Annotated in this window: 18 protein-coding genes and 1 pseudogene; 14 read left to right on the plus strand and 5 right to left on the minus strand. The window is 72.2% G+C overall.

The features are described 5' to 3' along the window. Nucleotides 1-5: 5 nt before the first annotated feature. Nucleotides 6-2,453 carry a SpoIIE family protein phosphatase gene (locus AB0L89_RS34800; protein ID WP_365150333.1) on the minus strand — a complete coding sequence of 816 codons (2,448 nt, stop codon included), beginning with the start codon at nucleotides 2,451-2,453 and terminating at the stop codon, nucleotides 6-8. A gap of 179 nt (nucleotides 2,454-2,632) precedes the next feature. On the opposite strand from AB0L89_RS34800, the gene AB0L89_RS34805 reads away from it, so the two are divergent. The 6 genes from AB0L89_RS34805 to AB0L89_RS34830 all read left to right on the plus strand — a co-directional run bounded on the left by AB0L89_RS34805 (nucleotide 2,633) and on the right by AB0L89_RS34830 (nucleotide 7,759). Continuing rightward, nucleotides 2,633-3,220: a DUF2975 domain-containing protein gene (locus tag AB0L89_RS34805; RefSeq protein ID WP_365150336.1), complete on the plus strand. Its 588-nt coding sequence runs from the start codon at nucleotides 2,633-2,635 to the stop codon at nucleotides 3,218-3,220. After that, nucleotides 3,220-3,453, plus strand: coding sequence for a helix-turn-helix transcriptional regulator (locus AB0L89_RS34810; protein WP_365150339.1), 234 nt, complete (start codon nucleotides 3,220-3,222; stop codon nucleotides 3,451-3,453). Before AB0L89_RS34805 ends, AB0L89_RS34810 begins: the two co-directional genes overlap by 1 nt. 150 nt (nucleotides 3,454-3,603) lie before the next feature. Next, entirely contained in the window at nucleotides 3,604-4,278 is a 675-nt protein-coding gene (locus AB0L89_RS34815) for a DUF4232 domain-containing protein (protein ID WP_365150342.1), read from the plus strand. Between the two features lie 69 nt (nucleotides 4,279-4,347). Then, a complete protein-coding gene (locus AB0L89_RS34820; RefSeq protein ID WP_365150345.1) occupies nucleotides 4,348-4,779 on the plus strand; it encodes a hydrolase in 432 nt (143 codons plus the stop codon). Nucleotides 4,780-5,066: 287 nt separating this feature from the next. Next, entirely contained in the window at nucleotides 5,067-6,266 is a 1,200-nt protein-coding gene (locus AB0L89_RS34825) for an AAA family ATPase (RefSeq protein WP_365150348.1), read from the plus strand. 38 nt (nucleotides 6,267-6,304) lie between these two features. Further along, nucleotides 6,305-7,759, plus strand: coding sequence for a VWA domain-containing protein (locus tag AB0L89_RS34830; RefSeq protein ID WP_365150351.1), 1,455 nt, complete (start codon nucleotides 6,305-6,307; stop codon nucleotides 7,757-7,759). Nucleotides 7,760-7,815: 56 nt separating this feature from the next. Here the strand turns inward: AB0L89_RS34830 and AB0L89_RS34835 are convergent, their stop codons facing one another. Together AB0L89_RS34835 and AB0L89_RS34840 are read right to left on the minus strand one after the other, a co-directional pair. Then, a complete protein-coding gene (locus AB0L89_RS34835; protein ID WP_365150354.1) occupies nucleotides 7,816-8,172 on the minus strand; it encodes a type II toxin-antitoxin system Phd/YefM family antitoxin in 357 nt (118 codons plus the stop codon). A gap of 204 nt (nucleotides 8,173-8,376) precedes the next feature. Beyond that, on the minus strand, nucleotides 8,377-8,664 hold the full coding sequence (locus tag AB0L89_RS34840; protein ID WP_365150357.1) for a hypothetical protein: 288 nt from the start codon (nucleotides 8,662-8,664) through the stop codon (nucleotides 8,377-8,379). Between the two features lie 235 nt (nucleotides 8,665-8,899). On the opposite strand from AB0L89_RS34840, the gene AB0L89_RS34845 reads away from it, so the two are divergent. From AB0L89_RS34845 to AB0L89_RS34880, 8 genes are all read left to right on the plus strand, one after another. Further along, nucleotides 8,900-10,318, plus strand: coding sequence for an ATP-binding protein (locus tag AB0L89_RS34845; protein ID WP_365150360.1), 1,419 nt, complete (start codon nucleotides 8,900-8,902; stop codon nucleotides 10,316-10,318). After that, a complete protein-coding gene (locus tag AB0L89_RS34850; RefSeq protein ID WP_365150363.1) occupies nucleotides 10,315-10,731 on the plus strand; it encodes a roadblock/LC7 domain-containing protein in 417 nt (138 codons plus the stop codon). Before AB0L89_RS34845 ends, AB0L89_RS34850 begins: the two co-directional genes overlap by 4 nt. 56 nt (nucleotides 10,732-10,787) lie before the next feature. Continuing rightward, complete coding sequence (locus AB0L89_RS34855; protein ID WP_365150366.1) at nucleotides 10,788-11,084, plus strand: DUF742 domain-containing protein; 297 nt, start codon at nucleotides 10,788-10,790, stop codon at nucleotides 11,082-11,084. A 25-nt stretch (nucleotides 11,085-11,109) separates the two neighbouring features. Next, nucleotides 11,110-11,673, plus strand: coding sequence for an ATP/GTP-binding protein (locus AB0L89_RS34860; protein ID WP_365150369.1), 564 nt, complete (start codon nucleotides 11,110-11,112; stop codon nucleotides 11,671-11,673). Next, on the plus strand, nucleotides 11,670-12,878 hold the full coding sequence (locus AB0L89_RS34865) for a cytochrome P450 (protein ID WP_365150372.1): 1,209 nt from the start codon (nucleotides 11,670-11,672) through the stop codon (nucleotides 12,876-12,878). Before AB0L89_RS34860 ends, AB0L89_RS34865 begins: the two co-directional genes overlap by 4 nt. A 13-nt stretch (nucleotides 12,879-12,891) precedes the next feature. Next, the gene (locus tag AB0L89_RS34870; RefSeq protein ID WP_365150375.1) at nucleotides 12,892-14,118 is read left to right on the plus strand and encodes a cytochrome P450; all 1,227 of its coding nucleotides are present in this window, start codon (nucleotides 12,892-12,894) and stop codon (nucleotides 14,116-14,118) included. 204 nt (nucleotides 14,119-14,322) lie between these two features. After that, nucleotides 14,323-15,267 carry an NADP-dependent oxidoreductase gene (locus AB0L89_RS34875; protein ID WP_365150378.1) on the plus strand — a complete coding sequence of 315 codons (945 nt, stop codon included), beginning with the start codon at nucleotides 14,323-14,325 and terminating at the stop codon, nucleotides 15,265-15,267. A 57-nt stretch (nucleotides 15,268-15,324) separates the two neighbouring features. Further along, nucleotides 15,325-18,600 carry a BTAD domain-containing putative transcriptional regulator gene (locus AB0L89_RS34880; RefSeq protein ID WP_365150381.1) on the plus strand — a complete coding sequence of 1,092 codons (3,276 nt, stop codon included), beginning with the start codon at nucleotides 15,325-15,327 and terminating at the stop codon, nucleotides 18,598-18,600. Here AB0L89_RS34880 and AB0L89_RS34885 read toward each other — a convergent pair. Both AB0L89_RS34885 and AB0L89_RS34890 read right to left on the minus strand, forming a co-directional pair. Next, nucleotides 18,521-19,336 (minus strand): ABC transporter permease, encoded by an 816-nt coding sequence (locus AB0L89_RS34885; RefSeq protein ID WP_365150384.1) that lies wholly within the window; start codon nucleotides 19,334-19,336, stop codon nucleotides 18,521-18,523. The genes AB0L89_RS34880 and AB0L89_RS34885 overlap by 80 nt on opposite strands. After that, a pseudogene (locus tag AB0L89_RS34890) lies at nucleotides 19,333-19,453 on the minus strand (ABC transporter); the annotation flags it as partial. The pseudogene AB0L89_RS34890 and the gene AB0L89_RS34885, both read right to left, overlap by 4 nt.

The following is a 19,453-nucleotide window of genomic DNA, read 5'->3' on the forward strand; positions in this document are numbered from 1 at the left end:
GACGGCTAGATCGGCCGCGGAGCGATGACCTGTTCCGTCCAGATCGTCTTGCCCCGGGCCCCGTACCGGCACCCCCAGCGCGCGGCGAGCTGGGCGATCAGGAACAGGCCGCGGCCGCCCTCGTCCGTGATGAGCGCGCGCCGCAGCCGGGGCTGGGTGTAGCTCGGATCGGAGACCTCGCACACCAGCACGGGCCCGCGGATGAGCCGCAGTCCGATCGGTCCGCCCGCGTAGCGGATGGCGTTGGTGACCAGCTCGCTGACGATGAGTTCGCTGGTGAACGTCAGGTCCTCCAGGCCCCAGGCCGTCAGCTGCTCGGTGACGTCGGTGCGGGCGTCGTGCACGGCCGCGGGGTCCACCGGGTACTCCCACAGCACGGTGTCGCTCTCGGCGACGGCCTTCGTGCGGGCGAGCAGCAGCGTGACGTCGTCGACGGGCCGCTCGTGGCTCGGGTGACAGGCGATCATGTCCCGGCCCACCTCCTCCAGCGACCGCTCGGGGCGGCACAGGCGCGCCAGGTTGCCGAGCAGTTCCTCGCCGCCCCGGGTCACGTCGTGGTCGTAGTCCACCAACCCGTCCGTGTGCAGGGCGAGGACGCTGCCGGGCGGCAGGGTCACGTCGGCGACCTCGAAGGGGTTGTCCCCGACGCCGAGAGGCGGCCCCGGGCTGAGGTCGACGAACTCGGCGGCGCCGTCGGGCCGGACCAGGGCGGGCGGGGGATGTCCGGCGGAGGCCATCTGGCACAGCCGGGTCACCGGATCGTAGACGGCGAACAGGCACGACGCCCCGAGGACGTCCGGCTGATCGGACTCGGCCTGCATGCGCTGGACCAGGTCGTCGAGGTGCGTCAGCAGTTCGTCCGGGGGCAGGTCGAGATCGGCGAGTGTCTGGACGGCGGTGCGGAGCCTGGCCATGGTGGCCGTGGCCTGGAGACCGTGGCCGATCACGTCGCCGACGACGAGACCGATCCTCATGGACGACAGCGGCAGGGCGTCGAACCAGTCGCCGCCCACGCTGATGCTCCCGCTCGCGGGCAGGTAGATGCCCGATGTCTCGGCGGCCGCGCTGGTGGTCACCGCCGGGGGCAGCAGGCTCTGCTGCAGGGCGAGGGCCGTCCGGTGTTCGCGGATGAACCGGAAGGCGTGGTCCAGCATGGCGGCGGTGCGGTCGCAGAGATCCTGCATGAGCTTGACGTCCGCGTCGTCGTACGGCTCCGGCGTGTGGGTGCGGTAGGCCAGGACGTAACCGAAGAGCCTGGCGCGGTGGTAGAGCGGGCAGCCGAGCGCGCTGTGCATGCCCTCGGGCATCATCCGGGCGACGAGGTGCGGATCGTCGCCGAAAACCGCGCTGCCCGTGGCGGCGTCGAAGACCCGCACGCCGCCGACCGCGACCGTGCTCTCGTCGTGGGGCGGGAGGGGGATCGGCTCGCCGGGCTGCACCATCTCCGCCGGCCAGGCGCCGCTCACCGACTTGACCGCCACGCGGCGCGGACGTGAGGCCTCCGCCCCCGGGTAGCCGAGCACGGGGTCGCGGCCCTGGAGCACGTCGTCCGGGAAGTCCACGCAGGCCATGTCGGCGAGCCCGGGAACGAGGACCTCGACGAGGTCGCGCGCCACGTGGACGACGTCGAGGGACTCCCCGATCTCGAAGGCCTGCCGGTACGCGTCGGCGAGGCGCCGGTTGGACCGCAGCCAGGCGGTCACGTCGCCGACGGCGGCGGCGACGCCCACCGGCCTGCCGCGCGCGTCGTCGACCGGGAAGCAGGTCAGCGAGACCGTCAGGTCCGCGTCGGCCGGTCCGACCCGGCAGTCCACGCCGATGACCGGTGCCCGCTGCTCGGCCACACCGGCCAGGATGGCCCGTGCGGACGACCGTCCCGCGGCGTCCGCTGCGGTGAGCCAGTCGGTGTCGGCGCCGTCCGGCCGCAGGGCGTCGAAGGCGGCGTTGGACCGCACGAGGCGCAGCATCATGTCGAATTCGGCGACGCCCGCGCCGTTCTGCGCCAGCAGGGACCGGCCGAGGTCGCGGTCGCGCCGCGCCGTGTCGGCGGCGTCGCGCGGCCAGGCGAGGACGAGGACCCGGTCCGAGGAGTGCGCGGCGGCCACCCTGATGTCCACCGCGACGGACCGGCCCGAGCGGTGGCGCAGTCGTACGCGCAGGCGGCGGTCGCGTGGGCCGTGCTCCGGCGTGCGGCGCCGCGTACGGAGCCCCTGCGTACGGCACTCCGCCAGGTGGCGGTCCGCCGGGCCGCGGGTCCCCTCGGGCGCCTCCGCCGCGCCCGGGGCGATGCCCAGCAGGTCGGCGGCCGTCAGGGCCGTCGCTTCAGCGGCGGTCCAGCCGAGGAGTTCCGCCGCGGCGTCCGACCACCAGACCACCCGGCCCGCGTCGTCGAGCAGGGCCGCCGCCCCGTCCGCTCCGGCGTCGGACACCGGGCCGCGGGCCGCTGGGCTCACTTCGTACCTCCTCATCGGGGCGGGCGAGGGCGGACCACGGTAAGGGCCCCGTCCTCAGCATGCGCCGCGGCGGGCGGCCGGGCACCCGGAGGAGACCCGCCGCGGCAGCCCGAACTTGTCGATTATCGATATGGTCCTCTACTGTTGGACCTATCGAAAAACGATAAGGAGGGGACGCGGTGAACACGCGACTGACGAGGAACCTGGCCTGGGTGACCTTTGGACTTGCGGTGCTCTGTGCGCTCGCCTTCGTCGGCAAGGGCATCACGCACATGCTCGACGACGGGGCGGTCTGCGTGAAGACGGGCTTCTGGGCCAATGCCTCCCTGGGGCCGGACGCCCTGCCGATCAACAAGGGGGTGGAGGCGTCGAGCAGTGCCACGCGCCTCTGTCAGGACGCCCCTTCCGCCGGGCAGCGCGCCGCCGATCTCGGGGTACAACTCCCCTGGCTGCTGTTCGGGGCCCTCGCGCTGCTGTTCTTCTCCCGGCTGCTCGACGCGGTCGTACTGGAGGGCCCGTTCACCGACGCGGCGTCGCGGCGCCTCACCGTCCTCGGCTGGTTCGTCACCCTGGGCACGCCGCTCGCCGGGCTCGTCGAAGGCTGGTCGCAGTCCTGGCTCGTCGCGAGCATGGCGCCGATCGTGGGTTCCGGGCCGGAGGTCTCCGGTCCGCAGGTTCTCATCCTCGCCGGTCTCACAGCCGTCATCATGGGGAAGATCATGCGTGAGGGCGTGCGCATGCGAGAGGACCTCGAAGGGACCATCTGATGCCGGAGGAGGAACTCCACTCGATCCGGATCCATCTCGACCGGATCCTCGCCGAGCGGGGCATGACGCTCACCGAACTGTCCGCGCAGGTGGGCATCACCGTGGTCAACCTCTCCGTGCTCAAGAACGGACGGGCCAAGGCCATCCGCTTCTCGACCCTGTCGAGGATCTGCGACGTCCTCGGCTGCCAGCCGGGGGACCTGATCACGCACGATCCCGACGGGCCCGCGTAGTCGGCCGTCTCCCGGAATCTCCGCTTCTCTGTACGTGATCGGTAACAGACCCTCGCGGCATGTCTGACGGGAAAGCCCACCGGGGCACACTCTGCTCAGCATCGAGAGCCGAGAGCGAGCGCGCTCGGCCGACCACGGGGGAACACCATCATGCGCAGTGCCGTTCGCGGGATTCACCGGAACTCCAAGGCCTGGAAGCCGTACGTCCTCGGGGCGGTGGCGGCCTCCGCACTGCTCGCGGCCACGGCGTGCGAGCCGGGCGGAGGTGACGGTTCGGACGACTCAAAGACCTCGGACCGACCGAGCGCGACGGCCTCGGCCAAGCCCGGCGGCACACCAGACGCCGACGGCACACCAGACGCCGGCGGAAAGAAGACCGTCGCCGCCTGCACCGAGGACGTGCTCTCGGTCTCCGCCACGAAGGAGCCCGCGGACAGCAAGGACGCCCGGCACCTGCTCATCACCGTCCAGAACGCCGGCGACGAGAAGTGCGACCTCTACCACTACCCCTACGTACAACTCGGCGCCGACGCCCAGAGCACGGTTCCGGTGATCAAGGACAGCGAGCCGGACCCCGGCAAACCCGTCACCATCGCGCCGGGCGGGGAAGCGCACGCCGCTCTGCTCGTCGCCGGCGGCGGCAGGGACGAGTACGAGGTGAACAGCATCGCCCTGGGCCTCCAGGGCAGCAAGCCCGGCACCGACGCGAGCGAACCCATCGACGTGCCCATGCCGGTCGACACGCTGTACGCGGACGACGGTCAGCTCGTCACGTACTGGACGACGGCTTCCGGCATGGCCCTGGACTTCATCATGTCGAAGTGACGGGCCCCGGGGCCGACGTGACGGGAGCCTGCCGGTACGGCCCTGCGCACCCACACGCATCATGGTCCCGTGGAAACGATCCTCGCCCGGCTCCCCGACCGCTTCTGGAACGTCAGGTACGCCGGCTCACGGTTCCCCGGTGCGGGCGCCGTGGCCGACCGGCCCGGCCTCGCCGCCGGCGCCAACTGCCAGCTGTACGCCTACGAAGTGCTCCGGCACTTCGGCCTGGCGCCCGTATCCCTGCGCTCCAGCGATCTGTGGGACGACACGGAGTCCACCGTCCGCGTCCCGGCCCCGGAGCCGCTCGACCTGCTGCTCTTCCACGCGTCCGACGACGCCTACGGTGCCCACGTCGGCGTCTGGGTCGGTGACGACGCGGTCCTCCATCTCTGCGCCGAGGTCGGGCGGCCGGTCGTATGGGGCCTGTCCGACTTCACGGCACGGGAGCGCTACCGCGTCCTGGTCGGCATCAAGCGGGTGACGCGTCGGGCCGGGCGCTAGTCCGAGGCTCACTCACCCGTCGTAGGAGCCGACTTCAGCCACCGCGGCGCCGCGCTCGTACGAGGTGATGGCCGTGGCGTCGTCCGTGCATGTCGCGTCTTTGTGCCGCGGCCAGCCCGTGGTTCGGGTGGGGGAAGCTGCTCGCGGCTGCGGCCCCGGGGCGAGGGGCCGGACAAGGCTTTCCTGTTGCCGGGTTATCTTGCTCGGGCGGGGCGGGCCCGGGGGAAAGCGAGGGCCGCCTCGTCGGTCCAGGCGGACATCAGAGGTGGGGAGTTGACTCGTTGACCATGGGTGCTCAGGACGCGCTCGACACGGCCCGGCGGCTGCGGGCGATCAGCCGTGAGCTGTCGGACCGCTTCTACGAGCGGGACGACGTGGTGCGGACGCTGGTGGTGACCCTGCTGGCCGGGCAGCACTCGCTCGTCCTCGGTCCTCCCGGTACGGCGAAGTCCGAGATGGCACGGGAGCTCACCGGCAGGATCGACGGGGCCGCCTACTGGGAGATCCTCCTGTCGAAGTTCACCGCGCCCACGCGGATGTTCGGCCCCATCGACGTCGCCGCGCTGGCCCGGGGCGAGTACCGCCAGGTCTACGACGGCCGCGCCACGACCGCCCATGTCGCCTTCATCGACGAGATATTCAAGTGCTCGACGGCCGCCCTCAACGAAACCCTGGGCTATCTCAACGAGCGCATCTACCACCCCGAGAACGGCGGCGCGCCCCTCCGCTGCCCGCTCATCGGGGCCATCACCGCGAGCAACGAACTGCCCGGCGGCGAGGATTCGGCCGCGATCTACGACCGGCTCCTCGTCCGGATCGAGGTCGGGTACCTCGAAGACCCCTCGAACTTCGCCGCCCTCGTCCGCTCCGCCGTCGGCCGCCCGGCCGCACCGGCCCGTACCACCGTCGAACTGGCCGCCCTGCGGCATGCCGTCACCGAAGCCGTTCCGGCCGTGGACGTCCCCGATCCGATCGTCGACGCGATCTGTACGCTGCGGGCCGCCCTGCGCCGCAAGGAACTCGTCGCCTCCGACCGCCGCTGGCGGCAGGCGGTGGGCCTGCTCCAGGCCTCCGCGTACCTCGAAGGACGCCCGGCCGTCACCGAGGCCGACCTGGCGATACTGACCCACGTGCTGTGGGACTCCCCCGCCGAGCGCCCGACCGTGGAACGCGAGGTGCTGCACCTGGTCAACCCCGACGCCAAGGAGGCCCTCGACCTGGCCGACGTCATCGAGGAACTGGAGACCCAGCTCGACGCCATGGCCGGACAGTCCCGCGAGGCGCTGAGCGACTGGGTCATCAAGAAGGCCCACAACAAGCTCGCCACGGCGGGCAAACGGCTGGAGAAGCTGCGCGAGGAGGCCGCGGGCGCCGGGCGCTCGACCGCCACGATCGACCGCATCACCGGCCGTCAGCGCGCGGTCCGCGCCCGCGTGCTCACCGAGGCCCTCGGCATCGACGCGAGCACGGCACAGGCGCAGCTCTGAGCAATCGGTGGTCGGTGCGCGAGAGGGGAGTTCGGAGCATGGGCGACGCCACCGGTATCTCCCGGCGGTACACCACGGCCGTGATCGCGGATCGGTTCGAACAGATCGCGTGGCGTGACACGTACGAGCAGTCGGCCGGGCTGCGCGAACTGAGCGCGGAGCTGACCGGCCGGAACAGCGGCGCGATGGACCTCCTCACCGACGTCTTCCTGGCCGCCTACAAGGTCGGCCCGCGTCTGCGCGAGCGCGGGGAGATGGCGTTCTCCCGGCTGGTGCATCACCAGATCGTCGCCTCCCTGATGGAGGCACCGGAGTTCGCCGAGCTGCGCCGGGAGACGGCCGGTGACCCCTATGCCGCCGCCATGGCCGTGCTCGCCCAGGCCCCGGCCCTGCGCCGCATGCTGGAGGACTCCCGTGCGGCGCAGGATCAGGCCGAGCGGGCGGACCGGGCCCAGCGGCTCTCCGACGACGCGGCGGCCGCGGGCGAGGCGCAGCAGGCGGCCCAGGGTGCCGCGCGAGCCCTCGCCATGGCGGCGCCCGGCGTCCGCGGCTCCGCTCGGGGTGCCGTGGCGAAGGCCACCGCGGCCGTGCGGGCCGAGGCCTCGCTCGTGCGGGCGTGGGGCGTCGGGTCCGGCGAGCTGGAGCGGATGTCGTTCGACGAGCGCGAACGGCTCGCCGAGCGGTTGCGCACCGGTCGGCTCGCGCAGTGGGCCGACCTGATCGGCCGGTTCCGGCAGATGGCCGAGGGCGAGCGCGCCCGCAGGGTCGAGGGCGCGACCGGGGAGCTGATCGGTGTCACGCTCGGCGACGACCTGTCCCGCGTCGTCCCCTCCGAGCTGGCGAACCTCGGCCTGCCCGAGCTGCGCGCCGTGTTCGCCGCCCGGTACGCCGCCGGGGAGCTGATGCTCTACGACCACCAAGGGGAGCGGAAGACCGGCCGGGGCGCCGTCATCGCCTGCGTCGACACCTCGCACTCCATGTACATGGAAGGGCCCGGCGGTGGCACCCGCGAGGCGTGGGCCAAGGCGTGCGCCCTGGCACTTCTCGATCAGGCGCGTCACGCCGAGCGGGACTTCGTCGGCATTCTCTTCTCCTCCGCCGACAAGATCCGCGTCCACCGCTTTCCGGCCGGCGAGCCGGTCGCCCTCGCCCGGGTCCTCGACTTCGCGGAGGCCTTCCTCGGTGGCGGGACCAGCTATCAGACGCCGCTCACGACGGCCGCCGACCTGCTGGAGGAAGAGTTCGGCGACGCTGCCCGGATGCGCGGTGACATCGTGATGCTCACGGACGACGAATGCGAGGTCACCGAGGAGTGGATGCGCGGCTGGAACGAGGCGAAACACCGGCTGGGGTTCCGTGTCTTCGGCGTGGCCATCGGTGCTCCGCCCGCCGCCGAGGCCGGGTCGGTCCTGGACGCGCTGAGCGACAACCTCCGCTCCATCGAGGACTTCCTCGATGTCCACGCCGCCGCCGACCTCTTCCGCGTGATCTGACGCCCGGCCGCTTCTCCGTACGCCATGCCGTGCCGGTCCGTGAGAGGGGGACCTCCTCAGTCCACCTGTTCGTCGACCGGGCTCCGCGCACCCACCTCGTCGCCCACCGGCGGCTGTCGTGCGAGGAACTCCTTGAAGGCCGCCGCCTGCTTCGGGTCCATGTACCCCTGACGCCCCTGGCGCGCCCGTTCGTCCAGCCCCGCCGGACGCTCCGGCGCCGCTTCCGGGTGGGGGATCGGGGCCTTGTCGGCCCGCTCCGCCCAGTGCTCCATCCCGGCCAGCTCGGCTCCCGCGAGGAGCTCGTACGCCGGTTGGCCGTCCTCGGTGAGGCTCACGCGCTCGCCGGTCTCTTCGATCAGGGCCACCAGGGGCGCGAAGTCCGCCAAGGCATCTGCCAGTTCGATGCTGTTCATGGGCCTTGACGCTACTGGCCGCCACTGACAGCGATGTACTTACCTGGATTACCGGGATTACCGACCTTGACGGGCGTTACTGGCATTGCTGGCGATACTGGCGTTACCGGCATTACTGGCAAGCCTTCGGTGCTTCACAGTTCCTGTCCAGTTTTCACACCTGGCGAGGACGAGCGCGGCAAGCACGCTGCCCGCACGTTCAACTCACCGGGAAAAACGTGCTTTTGCCGAAACTGTCTGATGCGCCGACGATGCGTCGGCAAGCCGTTCGCGGAGTTCACCGAACCGCCTGGCCAAACAGTTGGCAGGTAAGACAGGATATCGTTTGCGAGCGGCAGCCAACCGGCTTTGTTTTTCGGCGTGTTGGCTGAAAACGTATGCCGCAGGAAGTCCGCTGCGATCGAGAGGAAGCCAGGAAGTGCTGATGAGTACGGTGAGACAGATCGGACCGTCGAGGCGGCCCCGATGCGCCCACTGGCTCGGCTCGCCCACGGCTTCCTCCTTCCGGCCGATCCCGGGATTCGCACGGCGAACCGTGCCGTGGTCCTCGTAGTCGGCTCCTCCCCCGCTCGACGGTCCTCCCCCACCAGGCGGCGCATCCGTACCTGCCACCCGGGACCGTTCCTGTGTCCGCGCGGTCGGCGCTTCCCGCTCGTGTTGCCGTCACCCCGTCCACCCGGCGGCACCCGGCTGCCCTGCTCTCCATTGACACTTGTAAGAGGACGTGATGACAGACCTGATACAGGCCACCTCGGTGGTCCCCTCAGTTCTGGCCCTGGCCGCCGGCGGCGCGGCCTGGCGGTTCTGGGACCAGTACCGGGGCGAGCGCCGTACCGGCGACCGCCTCCGTGAACAGGCCGCGGAGCTCGCCGGGCGCCAGCGCGCCACCGAAGATGTGCTCATGCAGCTCGCCGGCGGCGTGATTCCCGGTCTCGGGGCCGAGGCCGAGCGCCAAGGCACCGGCCGCGGGGTCGACATCGAACTGCCCCCGGCGCTGGTGAACACCGTCCTCGCGCAGCGCCTGACGGAGCTGGCCAACTCCGCGGCCCACACCGTGCGCAAGGTGCAGTACGACGCGCAGACCAGCACGAGCGCCCAGATCACCGAGGCGCAGCAGACCGCGCAGGGCGAGACCGACCGCGCGCGGGTGAGTGCCCAGGAGTCCAGCCGGGCCGCGGTGCGTGCCGTGTCCTCGGCGATGGTGGGCATGGCGTCGAAGCTGAGCCAACGGGTCAGCCAGGGCGTGCGGCGGCACGAGGGCGACGAGGCGTACGAGACGCTCGTCGGCATCGACCACCCCACCCAGCAGATGCTGCTCGTCGCCCAGAACTATGTGGTCCTGTCCGGCGGCAAGCTGTCGCGCCGGTGGCCCGCCACGCCGATGACCGATGTGGTGCGGGCCGCGATGGGCAGCATCGAGGAGTACGAACGCGTCGAGCACCAGGAGCTCGACGTCGCGGTGACCAGCCGGGCCGTCGGACCCGTCGTCCACGCGCTCGCGGTCCTCCTGGACAACGCGGTCCGCTACTCGCCTTCCACGGCCCGTGTGCACGTCGCCTTCCAGGAGGGGCACCACGGGGTCTCGGTCATCGTGGACGACGCCGGTCTGCGCATGAACGACGAGCAACTCACCTGGGCCAGGGCCATCCTGACGGGTGTTCAGCGCGACGACATCAACCAGCTCGGCGCGCACCCGCAGACAGGCCTGCGGGCCGCCGCGGCCCTCGCCGGTGACTACGGCTTCCGGATCGACGTCGAGGCTCCCAACCCGTTCGGCGGGACCCGCGTGTACATGTTCGTCCCCAAGAGTCTGCTGACCTCCGCGCCCGTGCCCAAGCCCCGTTCCGCGCCCGCCCCCGTGCCGGCCCCCGCGCCTGCTCCCGCTCCGTCGCCCGTCGAGGTGCCGACCGAGCCGGTCGCCGAGCCCGTCGCCGCGCGGCGCACCACCGCGAGCGGACTGACCGTCCGGTCACGGACGCGTCCGGGGCCTCCCGCGGCCGAGCCGTCGGCCCCCGCCGAGGACACCGCGGGCCAGGCGGCCCCCGCGCCGGGCCGTCCCTCCATCGCCGCCGCCTGGGCCAAGGGGACGCGCAGCGCGCGTACCCAGGACCCGTCCACCACCACGCACGAAGGAGCCCAACCGTGACCACCGGCAATGAACTTGGCTGGCTGCTGGACCGTTCACTGGGGTCTCTGGAGGGTGTCAGGCACGCGGTGCTCATGAGTTCCGACGGACTGCTGCACTCCCGTACGGCCGACATCGAGCAGGACGACGCGGAGAAGTTCGCCGCGATCACCGCCGCGGTGCGGGCCGCCGCGCTGGCGTACGACCAGGAGACCGGCGGCGGGGGCACGCGGCAGGCACTGATCGAGCTGACCAACCACGTGGGCCTGATCACCCAGGCCGGCGGCAACACCATGCTGTCGGTGCAGACCACGGGACCGGACGCCGACATCGGTCTGATCACCCATCACATGCTGGAGCTGGCCCAGCGCGTGGGTCACGAGATGAAGGTCGCCCCGCGGCAGCCTTCCGTCGAAGGCCTCCCGACGACGTGAGCGGGCCGCGGCGAGACCCGGACCTGGTCAGGCCCTACGTCCGTACCGACGGGCGTATGCGTGCCCATCCGGATGTGCGCCTGGAGACCGTGGTGCTCGCCGCGAGCGGCCCGCGCGAGGGTCTGAGTGCGGACGCGCGGCGGGTGATGAGCCTCTTCGGCAACGCCAGGGGCGGCGGTCTGGCGGTCGCGGACATCGCGGCCGCCCTGGAGTTCCCTCCCTCCACCGTCCGCATCATCGTCTCCTCCCTCATCGACGAGGGCCTGCTGACCCGACCGGTGCCCGCCGGTGACGACGAACCCGAAACCGATCTGCTCCAGGAGGTACTGCGTGGTCTCCGCGCCCTCGTCTGACGGCCTCATCTACGTACCCCCCGGCGTGACCCGCTCCGCGAAGATCGTGATCTCGGGAAGCTTCGGTGTCGGCAAGACGACGTTCGTCGGGAGCGTCTCCCAGATTCCCCCGCTGCGCATGGAGGAGCGGATCACCCAGGCCAGCGCCGGAGTGGACGACCTGGCGCGCACGCCGCGCAAGACGACCACGACGGTCGGCCTGGACTTCGGGCGGCTGCACCTGAGCGACGCCCTCGTGCTGTATCTCTTCGGCACCCCCGGCCAGGACCGCTTCCGCCCGCTGTGGGCGGGGCTGACCGAGGGTGCGCTCGGGGCGCTGGTGCTGGTCGACACCCGCAATCTGGAGGCCTCCTTCGAGATCCTCGCCCTGCACGAGGCGCAGGGCACGCCCTACGCCGTGGCGATCAATCTGTTCGACGGCGCCCCGTACTACCAGCTGGACGAGATCCGTCAGGCCCTGGACCTGGACCCGCACACTCCGCTGACGACGTGCGACGCGCGCGAGGGCAGCTCCGGCGTCATGGCCCTGATCACCCTCTGCGAGTACCTGTCCGACCTGAAAGCACCTGTCTTGGAGCCGCGCCCGTGACCAGTCCGACCACGACCCCTGAGGCCTCCGTGCGCCGGATCGCCCTGTACGACGCCGAGTTCGCGGCCGATCCGCACACCGCGTACGAGCGGATGCGGGCCGAGTTCGGGCCGTTCGTCCCGGTGGACCTCGTCCCCGGTGTCCCGGCGACCCTCGTCATCGGCTACTCCCAGGCCCGGCGGATCCTCAACGACCCCCTGCGGTTCCCGGCCGACCCGCGGGTGTGGGAGCAGTCCGTCCCGCAGAGCTGCCCGGTGCGCCCGATGATGGAGAGCCGTCCCAACGCGCTGCGGTCCACCGGTGCGGCGCACACCCGCTACCGGTCGGCGAACACCGCCGCGATCAACGCCGTCGACCAGCACGAGCTGCGCTCGCTGGTCGAGCAGGTGGCCGAGGGCACCATCGCCGAGTTCCGCGCCGCGCAAGGCGCGGATCTGCTGGTCCAGTACGCCTGGCCCATCGCCTTCCGGGTCCTGAGCGCCCTGCTCGGCTGCCCCGACGAGATCGGCCGCCGGATCGCCGACGGCATGGCCAAGATCTTCGAGGGCGTGGACGCCGCCAGCGGCAACGAGATCCTCTCCCAGGCCGTCGCCGATCTGGTGGCGCTGCGCCACCGGCAGCCCGGCGACGACATCACCACCCGTCTCCTGGCGCACGCCGCGGAGCTCGACGACATCGAGATGGCCCATCAGCTCGTCACGCTGTACGGCGCCGGCATCGAGCCGTTGACCAACCTCATCTCCAACACCGTCCTCAAGATCCTCACCGACGACCAGTTCTCCGGTGATCTGCACGCCGGTGGCTCCTCGGTCCGCGAGGCTCTCGACACGGTGCTGTACACCGACCCTCCCCTGGCGAACTACTGCATCAGCTACCCGCCCCATCCCGTCGACGTCGACGGGTTCCTGCTGCCCGCGCACGAGCCGGTGGTCATCTCGATGGCCGCCTGCAACAACGATCCCGTCCTCGGGGAACAGCGCATCGCCAGCAATCGCGCGCACCTGTCCTGGAGCACCGGCCCGCACGCCTGCCCCGCGCGTCCGCACGCCTATCTCATCGCCGAGACGGCCATCACCCAGCTGCTCGACGCACTGCCCGAGATGGATCTCGCCGCGGCGCCGGGTGAGCTGACCTGGCGTCCCGGGCCGTTCCACCGGGCGCTGGCCGCGCTTCCTGTCGTGTTCCCCGCCGCCGCATCCGCCTGAAGGGACATCCGCCATGACTTCGCCCACGATCACGCTCGACCCGACCGGGGTCCGCGCCCACGACGAGCACCGGGAGCTGCGGAAGCACGGCAGTGCCGTCCGCGTCGACATTCTCGGCGTGACCGCCTGGTCCGTCTCCGATCCCGCTCTCCTCAAGGAGTTGCTGACCAGCGCGAACGTCTCCAAGGACGCACGCGCGCACTGGCCGGAGTTCCAGGAGACGGTCCAGCGGTGGCCGCTCGCCCTGTGGATCGCGGTGGAGAACATGTTCACCGCCTACGGAGCGGACCACCGGCGTCTGCGCCGCATGGTCGCCCCCGCCTTCAGCCACCGCCGCATCACCGCCCTCCAGCAGAACATCGACACCATCGTCACCGGCATCCTCGACGACCTCGCCGCTCTTGCCCCCGGTGAGACGGTGGACCTGCGCGAACGCCTCGCCTACCCGCTGCCGATCGCGGTCATCGGCGACCTCATGGGCGTACCGGCCGGGCAGCGGGACGCCTTCCGCCAGGTCGTCGACGGCGTGTTCGACACCACGCTGACCGCCGAGCAGTCCGAGGCCAACACCGCGGCGCTCTACGGGGCGCTGCACACGCTCATCGAATCCAAGCGCGCCGAGCCGGGCGACGACATGACCTCGCTCCTGATCACCTCGCGCGACACGGACGAGGAGGGCGGTCTGTCGGAGGACGAGCTGCGCGACACCCTGCTGCTGATGATCAGCGCCGGGTACGAGACGACGGTGAACGTCATCGACCAGGCGATCACCCAGCTGCTCACCCACGCCGACCAGCTCGCCCTGCTCCGGACGGGCAAGGTCGACTGGCACGACGCCGTCGAGGAGACCCTCCGCTTCGAGCCGGCCGTCCGTCACCTGCCCCTGCGGTACGCGGTGACCGACGTCGAACTGCCCGACGGCCAGACCATCGCCCAGGGCGAGGCGATCCTCGCCTCCTACGCGGCGGCCAACCGCCATCCCGGCTGGCACGGTGACAGCGCGGACGCCTTCGACATCAGCCGTCCGCTCAAGGAGCACCTGGCCTTCGGGCACGGCGTCCACTTCTGCCTGGGAGCGCCGCTGGCCCGCATGGAGGTCGCCACCGCCCTGCGCCTGCTCTTCGATCGCTTCCCCGACCTCGAACTCGCGGTGCCGGTCGAGGAGTTGCAGCCGCTGGGCTCCCTGATCAGCAACGGCCACCAGACGCTCCCGGTGCGTCTCGGGCGCCCCACCGACTGACCCGACCGAGGGTTCCGCCCGGACCGGGCGATGACGCCTGAGCCCGCCGCACCGCCGACCGCCTCGCACCCGAGGCGTTCCGGGGCGTCGGGCTCGGGCGTGCCCGCCGCGAGGCGCTCTCGTCTCCGCTGCCACGTTCACGCGTCCGAACACGTGTGAGTCCGCTGAGGAATGCGGGGCCCTCGAAGCCGGTTGCAGCGTGGCATGAAGGCTATTGGCATTGAAGAGTTCGGTGGTCCGGACGTGCTGCGCGTACTGGAGCTGCCCGTACCGCAGGCGGGTCCTGGCGAGGTCCGCATCCGTGTGCACGCGGCCGCCGTGAATCCGACGGACGTCCTTCTGCGTACGGGCGGGCACGCCGTACGCATGCCGGACCGGCGGCCCCCGTTCGTGCCCGGCATGGATGCCGCCGGTGTGATCGACCAGCTCGGTCCGGGGGCCGACGACCGGCTGGCCGTGGGCCAACGCGTCGTCGCCATGGTCCTGTTCACCGATCCGCACGGCGGGGCGTACGCCGAGCGGATCGTGGTGCCCGCCGCGTCGGTGGTGCCGGCCCCCGAGGGCGTCGACCTCCCCGCCGCGTCCACCCTCCTCATGAACGCCATGACGGCCCGTCTCGCCCTGGACGCCCTGGCCGTGCCGCCCGGCGAAACGGTCGCGGTGACCGGCGCGGCCGGTGCCGTCGGCGGGTACGCGGTCCAGCTCGCCAAGGCCGACGGCCTGACCGTCATCGCGGACGCCGCACCCCACGACATCGACCGTGTCAGGGCGTTCGGCGCCGACCACGTCGTCGAGCGCGGCTCCGATGTCGCCGCTCGCATCCGCGCCGTGGCGCCCGGCGGTGTCGTCGGCCTCGTGGACGGCTCGATGCAGACCACCGAGGTCGTGGCCGCCGTCGCCGACGGCGGGGCGCTGGCCGAACTGCGGGGCTGGCAGGGCCCGGCCGAGCGCGGGATCCGTGTCCACCCGGTGATGGTGACGGAGGGCATCAGGGACACCGCGGGACTGGACGTCCTGCGTCGACAGGTGGAGGCCGGCGCCCTGACCCTGCACGTCGCCGACGTGCTGCCCGCCGAGGAGGCCCCCAAGGCGCACCGCCTCCTGGAAGCGGGCGGACTGCGCGGCCGGTTGGTGCTCGACTTCTCCTGATGTCCCGCTGATTCCCGACCGGACGGCGTGGTGCGGCGGCTTCGTTAGTGTGCTCGGGTGAGCCCCGATCTGACGCTGTTGCCGCGTGTCTCCTTCCGCGGGCAGGAGGTCACCGCGCCCCGGCTGTGCGCCCTTCTCGCCCTGCTCGCCGGGGATCTGCGCGCGGGGTGCCGTGTCGAGCGGATCGTCGAGGGGCTCTGGCCGGAGTCGCCACCGCGGCGGCCGGGGAAGGCCGTGCAGGTGCTGGTCTCGCGGGTGCGAGCGCAGTGGGGGTCCTCCCTCGTGGTCAGTACGGCCCTCGGCTATCGGCTGGCGCTCGCCGAGGAGCAGGTCGACAGTTCCGCTGTCCTGCTGCACGCCCAGGCCAGTGCCGAGCGGGCACGGGGCGGGGATCATGCGGGTGCGCTGGCCGCGGCCCTCGCCGGGCTCGCGCTGTGGGAGGGCGTCCCGGACGACATCGCCCACCGTGTCCCCGACGGCCCCGGTGACAGTGGTGATCCGGTCGCAGCGCTGCGGGCCGCGCGCGCTCCCGTGCGCAGCGCGCTCGTGCGGGCTCAGGGGCTCGCGCTGGCCCGGCTGGGACGGCACGCGGAGGCCGCCGGTCCCCTCGCCGCCGCGGGTGCGGACCGTCCGCGTGACGAGGAAGTGCTGGCCGCGTCGCTGCGGGGCCGGGCCGCGACCTCGGGTCCGTCCGCCGCGCTGGAGCGCTACGAGGCCTACCGACGCGCGCTGCGCCAGGAGCTCGGCTCGGATCCCGGTCCCGGCCTCCGGGCCGTGCAGCGGGAACTGCTGGGGGACGCGGCGCCCGTGGTGCGGCGCGGTGTGCTCCAGGAGCCCAATCCCCTGCTCGGCCGGGACGGGGACGTCTCCGCGGTGGAGGAGTTGCTGCGGGACTCCCGTGTCGTGACCGTCGTGGGCACGGGAGGGCTCGGCAAGACGCGGCTCGCGCATGCCGTCAGCGGGCGGGCCGCGCAGCGTGCGGTGTACTTCGTGCCGCTCGCCGGCGTCACCGTGGACGAGGACGTGGCCGCCGCGGTGGCCGCCGCGCTCGGTGCGGGCGCGGGGCGGCACGCTCCGGGGCGGCCCGGCATGGCGGGCGGCCCCGGTCCCGTCGATCCCGTCGCCGGTGTGCTGGGCGTGGTGGGGGCGGGGCCGTGCCTGCTCGTGCTCGACAACTGCGAGCAGGTCGTCGAGGGCGTCGCCGCTCTCGTACAGGCGTTGGTGGCGTCGTCGAAGGACCTGCGCGTGCTGGCCACCAGCCGGGCTCCGTTGGACCTGCTGTCGGAATCCGTGTACGCGCTGGGCGAGTTGGGGCTCGACACGGCGGTCGAGCTCTTCGCGCATCGGGCCCGGTCCGCACGCCCCGGTGTGGAGCTGCCGCCGGACGCGGTGGCCGACCTGTGCCGTCACCTCGACGGGCTCCCGCTCGCCGTGGAACTGGCCGCCGTCCGCGTGCGGGTGCTGTCGGTCGCGGAGATCGCCCGCCGCATCGGCGACCGGTTCGCGCTGCTGCGCGGCGGGGCGCGGGATGTGCCGGAGCGGCATCGCACCCTGTACGCGGTCGTGGAGTGGAGCTGGAACCTGCTGGAAGAGGACGCCCGCGCCGCGATGCGCGTCCTGTCCGTGTTCCCCGCCGGGTTCTCCGGCGAGGCCGCCGAGCGGGTGTGGGGTCCGGACGCGCTGGGCGTACTGGAACAGTTGGCCGGTCAGTCGCTGCTCACGGTCACCGACACTCCGGCCGGTGCGCGGTTCCGGATGCTGGAAACGGTACGGGAGTTCAGTGCGGCCCGCCGGACGGCCGCGGGCGAGGACGAGGAAGCGGTCACGCGTCTCCTCGCGTGGGCACGGGACCTCGGGCTCGCCCACCACGCGTCGCTCTTCGGGCCCCGGCTGTCCACGCGGCTCTGGGCGCGGATCAGAGCCGAGCAGGACAACCTGGTCCCGGCCCTGCGGCAGGCGCTGGCCCGCGCGGACGGTCCCACCACCGCCGCCGTGACCGCCCTCCTCGCCGCCCTGTGGGCCACCGACTCCAACTACCCCCGCCTGACCGCACTGGCCACCGACACCGCTCCCCCGCTCTCCCGCTACCGCCCCGACCCTCCGTACGTCGAGGCCGCCCGCACCGCTGCGGCGCTCTGCACGGCGGGCCTGTACATGAGTTCAGGGCCGCGCCTCGACGTCCTGCGCACGCTGGTCACCCTCCGGCGTCTGCCGCCCGCCCCGCCGGACACGCCGCTGCGCGCCCTGGCCACCGTCCTCGCCGCCGTCCCGGAGATGGTGCCGCCCGGCCACCTCGTCCTGCACGAACTGCGCGCCGACCGACGGCCGCTGGTCGCCGGTCTCGCCGAGTGCGTGGCCACCTATCTGGGGGAGTTCGAGCACGACCTCACCGGTGCGCTCGCCGCGGCCCGGCGCATGGTCGGTGCTCTGGTGCCGGCCGCCCCGCCGTCCCTCCAGGTCATGGCCCATGCCCGGGTGAGTGAGCTGAGCCTGCGGAGGGAGCGGGGCGAGGTCGCGTACCGCCATCTCACGGCGGCGCTCGACGTGCTTCCGCGGCTGGGCGACGAGCACGATGCCATCGGGATCCGCCGGGGTCTTGCCCTGGCCTGCCTGCAGCTCGGCGAGGTGGACGAGGCGGAGCACTGGCTGAGGGAGGCCGACGGCGGCGCGGCGGCCGGCGGGAGCGCCGACGACGGCGGTGTTCCGCAGGAGGACGTCTTCTACGGTCCCGACCTCGGCGAACGCGCCGAGATCGCGCTGGCCCGGGGCAGGACCGAGGCGGGGCTGGGGCTGTGGCGCACCGCCGTGGAGCGGCTGACGGTGGCCGGACCGTCGCGCGAGGACGGGGTGCGGCACGATCCGTGGGCTCTGGAGGTCCGGTCGGTGGCGGTGTCGGCCCACGCGTATGCCGGGCGCCTGGATCTGGTCGCGGAGTCCGTCGACTGGCTGGAGGAGCGGCTGCGGGAGCTGGTCCTCGACCCGACGCGTATGTCCATGGGCCTGCCGGTGGTGGGGACGGTCCTGCACGCGCTCGGCTTGGCGGGCATCGCCGCCGCCCCAGCTCCACGGCCCCACCCGGCGGGAATGATCGCGCTCGCCGAACGGCTCCACGTCCTGCGGCAGTTCCAGCCGACGATGTCTCAGGCCCGCGCGCGCAGGGCCGCGCGGAACGCGGACGCGGCGGCGTACGCCGAGGCGGTCTCGGCGTACGCCGCCCTGGGGCGGGAGGAGTTGGGCGAGGCTGTCCGTGCCCTTATGCCGGGTCGCGGTGGAACAGGGACGTGGACCAGACGTAACCGACGAGGGCCAGGGCCAGGCACCACACGACCGTGAGCCATGCGTTGGGGCCGATCTCCGTGCCCAGGAGCAGACCGCGCAGCGTCTCGACGGCGGGGGTGAAGGGCTGGTACTCGGCCAGCGGCCGGAACCAGCCGGGCATCTGGTCGACGGGGACGAACGCGCTGGAGATGAACGGCAGGACGACCAGCGGCACCGCGTTGTTCCCGGCCGCCTCTCCGTTCGGGCTGATCATGCCCACCGCCATCGCGATCCAGGTGAGCGCCACCGCGATCAGCACCAGCAGACCGAACGCGGCCACCCACTCCAGGGCGGTGGCATCGACGGAACGGAACCCGATGGCCACGGCCACCACGCCGACCAGGACCACACTGGCGACCGCCTGCAGCACGCTGCCGGCGACGCGGCCGATGAGCACCGCCCCGCGGTGGATGGCCATCGTGCGGAACCGGTTGATGATGCCCTCGGTCATGTCGTTGGCCACGGACACGGCGGTACCGACCAGGGTCGTGCCGAGGGTCATCAGCAGGATGCCCGGGGTCAGGTAGGCGAGGTAGGCGGACCGGCCGGTCGCTTCGGCGCTCCCGACGCCCGTGTCGCCGACGGCGATGCCCGTGCTCATCACGTCGCCGAAGACGTACACGAAGAGCAGCAGCAGGACGAGCGGTGTCAGCAGGAGGTTGAGGGTGAGGGAGGGATAACGCCGTACGTGGAGGAGGTTGCGGCGCAGCAGGGTGGACGAGTCGCGCACGGCGAGGGCGAGGGGAGTCATCGGGCGGCCTTCTCGAAAGGGGCGGTGAGGGCGAAGAAGACGTCGTCGAGGTCGGGGGTGTGGACGGTGACCTCGTCGGCCTCGGCGCCGGCGGCGTCCAGCTGGTCGAGCAGGGCG

Source organism: Streptomyces sp. NPDC052114 (assembly GCF_040680155.1).
GTDB lineage: Bacteria > Actinomycetota > Actinomycetes > Streptomycetales > Streptomycetaceae > Streptomyces.

Bases quoted from the DNA above. Each gene is read 5' to 3' on its own strand.
- AB0L89_RS34825 (WP_365150348.1), top strand. From the start codon at position 5,067: ATGGGTGCTCAGGACGCGCTCGACACGGCCCGGCGGCTGCGGGCGATC.
- AB0L89_RS34875 (WP_365150378.1), top strand. From the start codon at position 14,323: ATGAAGGCTATTGGCATTGAAGAGTTCGGTGGTCCGGACGTGCTGCGC.
- AB0L89_RS34815 (WP_365150342.1), top strand. From the start codon at position 3,604: ATGCGCAGTGCCGTTCGCGGGATTCACCGGAACTCCAAGGCCTGGAAG.
- AB0L89_RS34855 (WP_365150366.1), top strand. From the start codon at position 10,788: ATGCGTGCCCATCCGGATGTGCGCCTGGAGACCGTGGTGCTCGCCGCG.
- AB0L89_RS34870 (WP_365150375.1), top strand. From the start codon at position 12,892: ATGACTTCGCCCACGATCACGCTCGACCCGACCGGGGTCCGCGCCCAC.
- AB0L89_RS34810 (WP_365150339.1), top strand. From the start codon at position 3,220: ATGCCGGAGGAGGAACTCCACTCGATCCGGATCCATCTCGACCGGATC.
- AB0L89_RS34845 (WP_365150360.1), top strand. From the start codon at position 8,900: ATGACAGACCTGATACAGGCCACCTCGGTGGTCCCCTCAGTTCTGGCC.
- AB0L89_RS34885 (WP_365150384.1), bottom strand. From the start codon at position 19,336: ATGACTCCCCTCGCCCTCGCCGTGCGCGACTCGTCCACCCTGCTGCGC.
- AB0L89_RS34830 (WP_365150351.1), top strand. From the start codon at position 6,305: ATGGGCGACGCCACCGGTATCTCCCGGCGGTACACCACGGCCGTGATC.
- AB0L89_RS34835 (WP_365150354.1), bottom strand. From the start codon at position 8,172: ATGAACAGCATCGAACTGGCAGATGCCTTGGCGGACTTCGCGCCCCTG.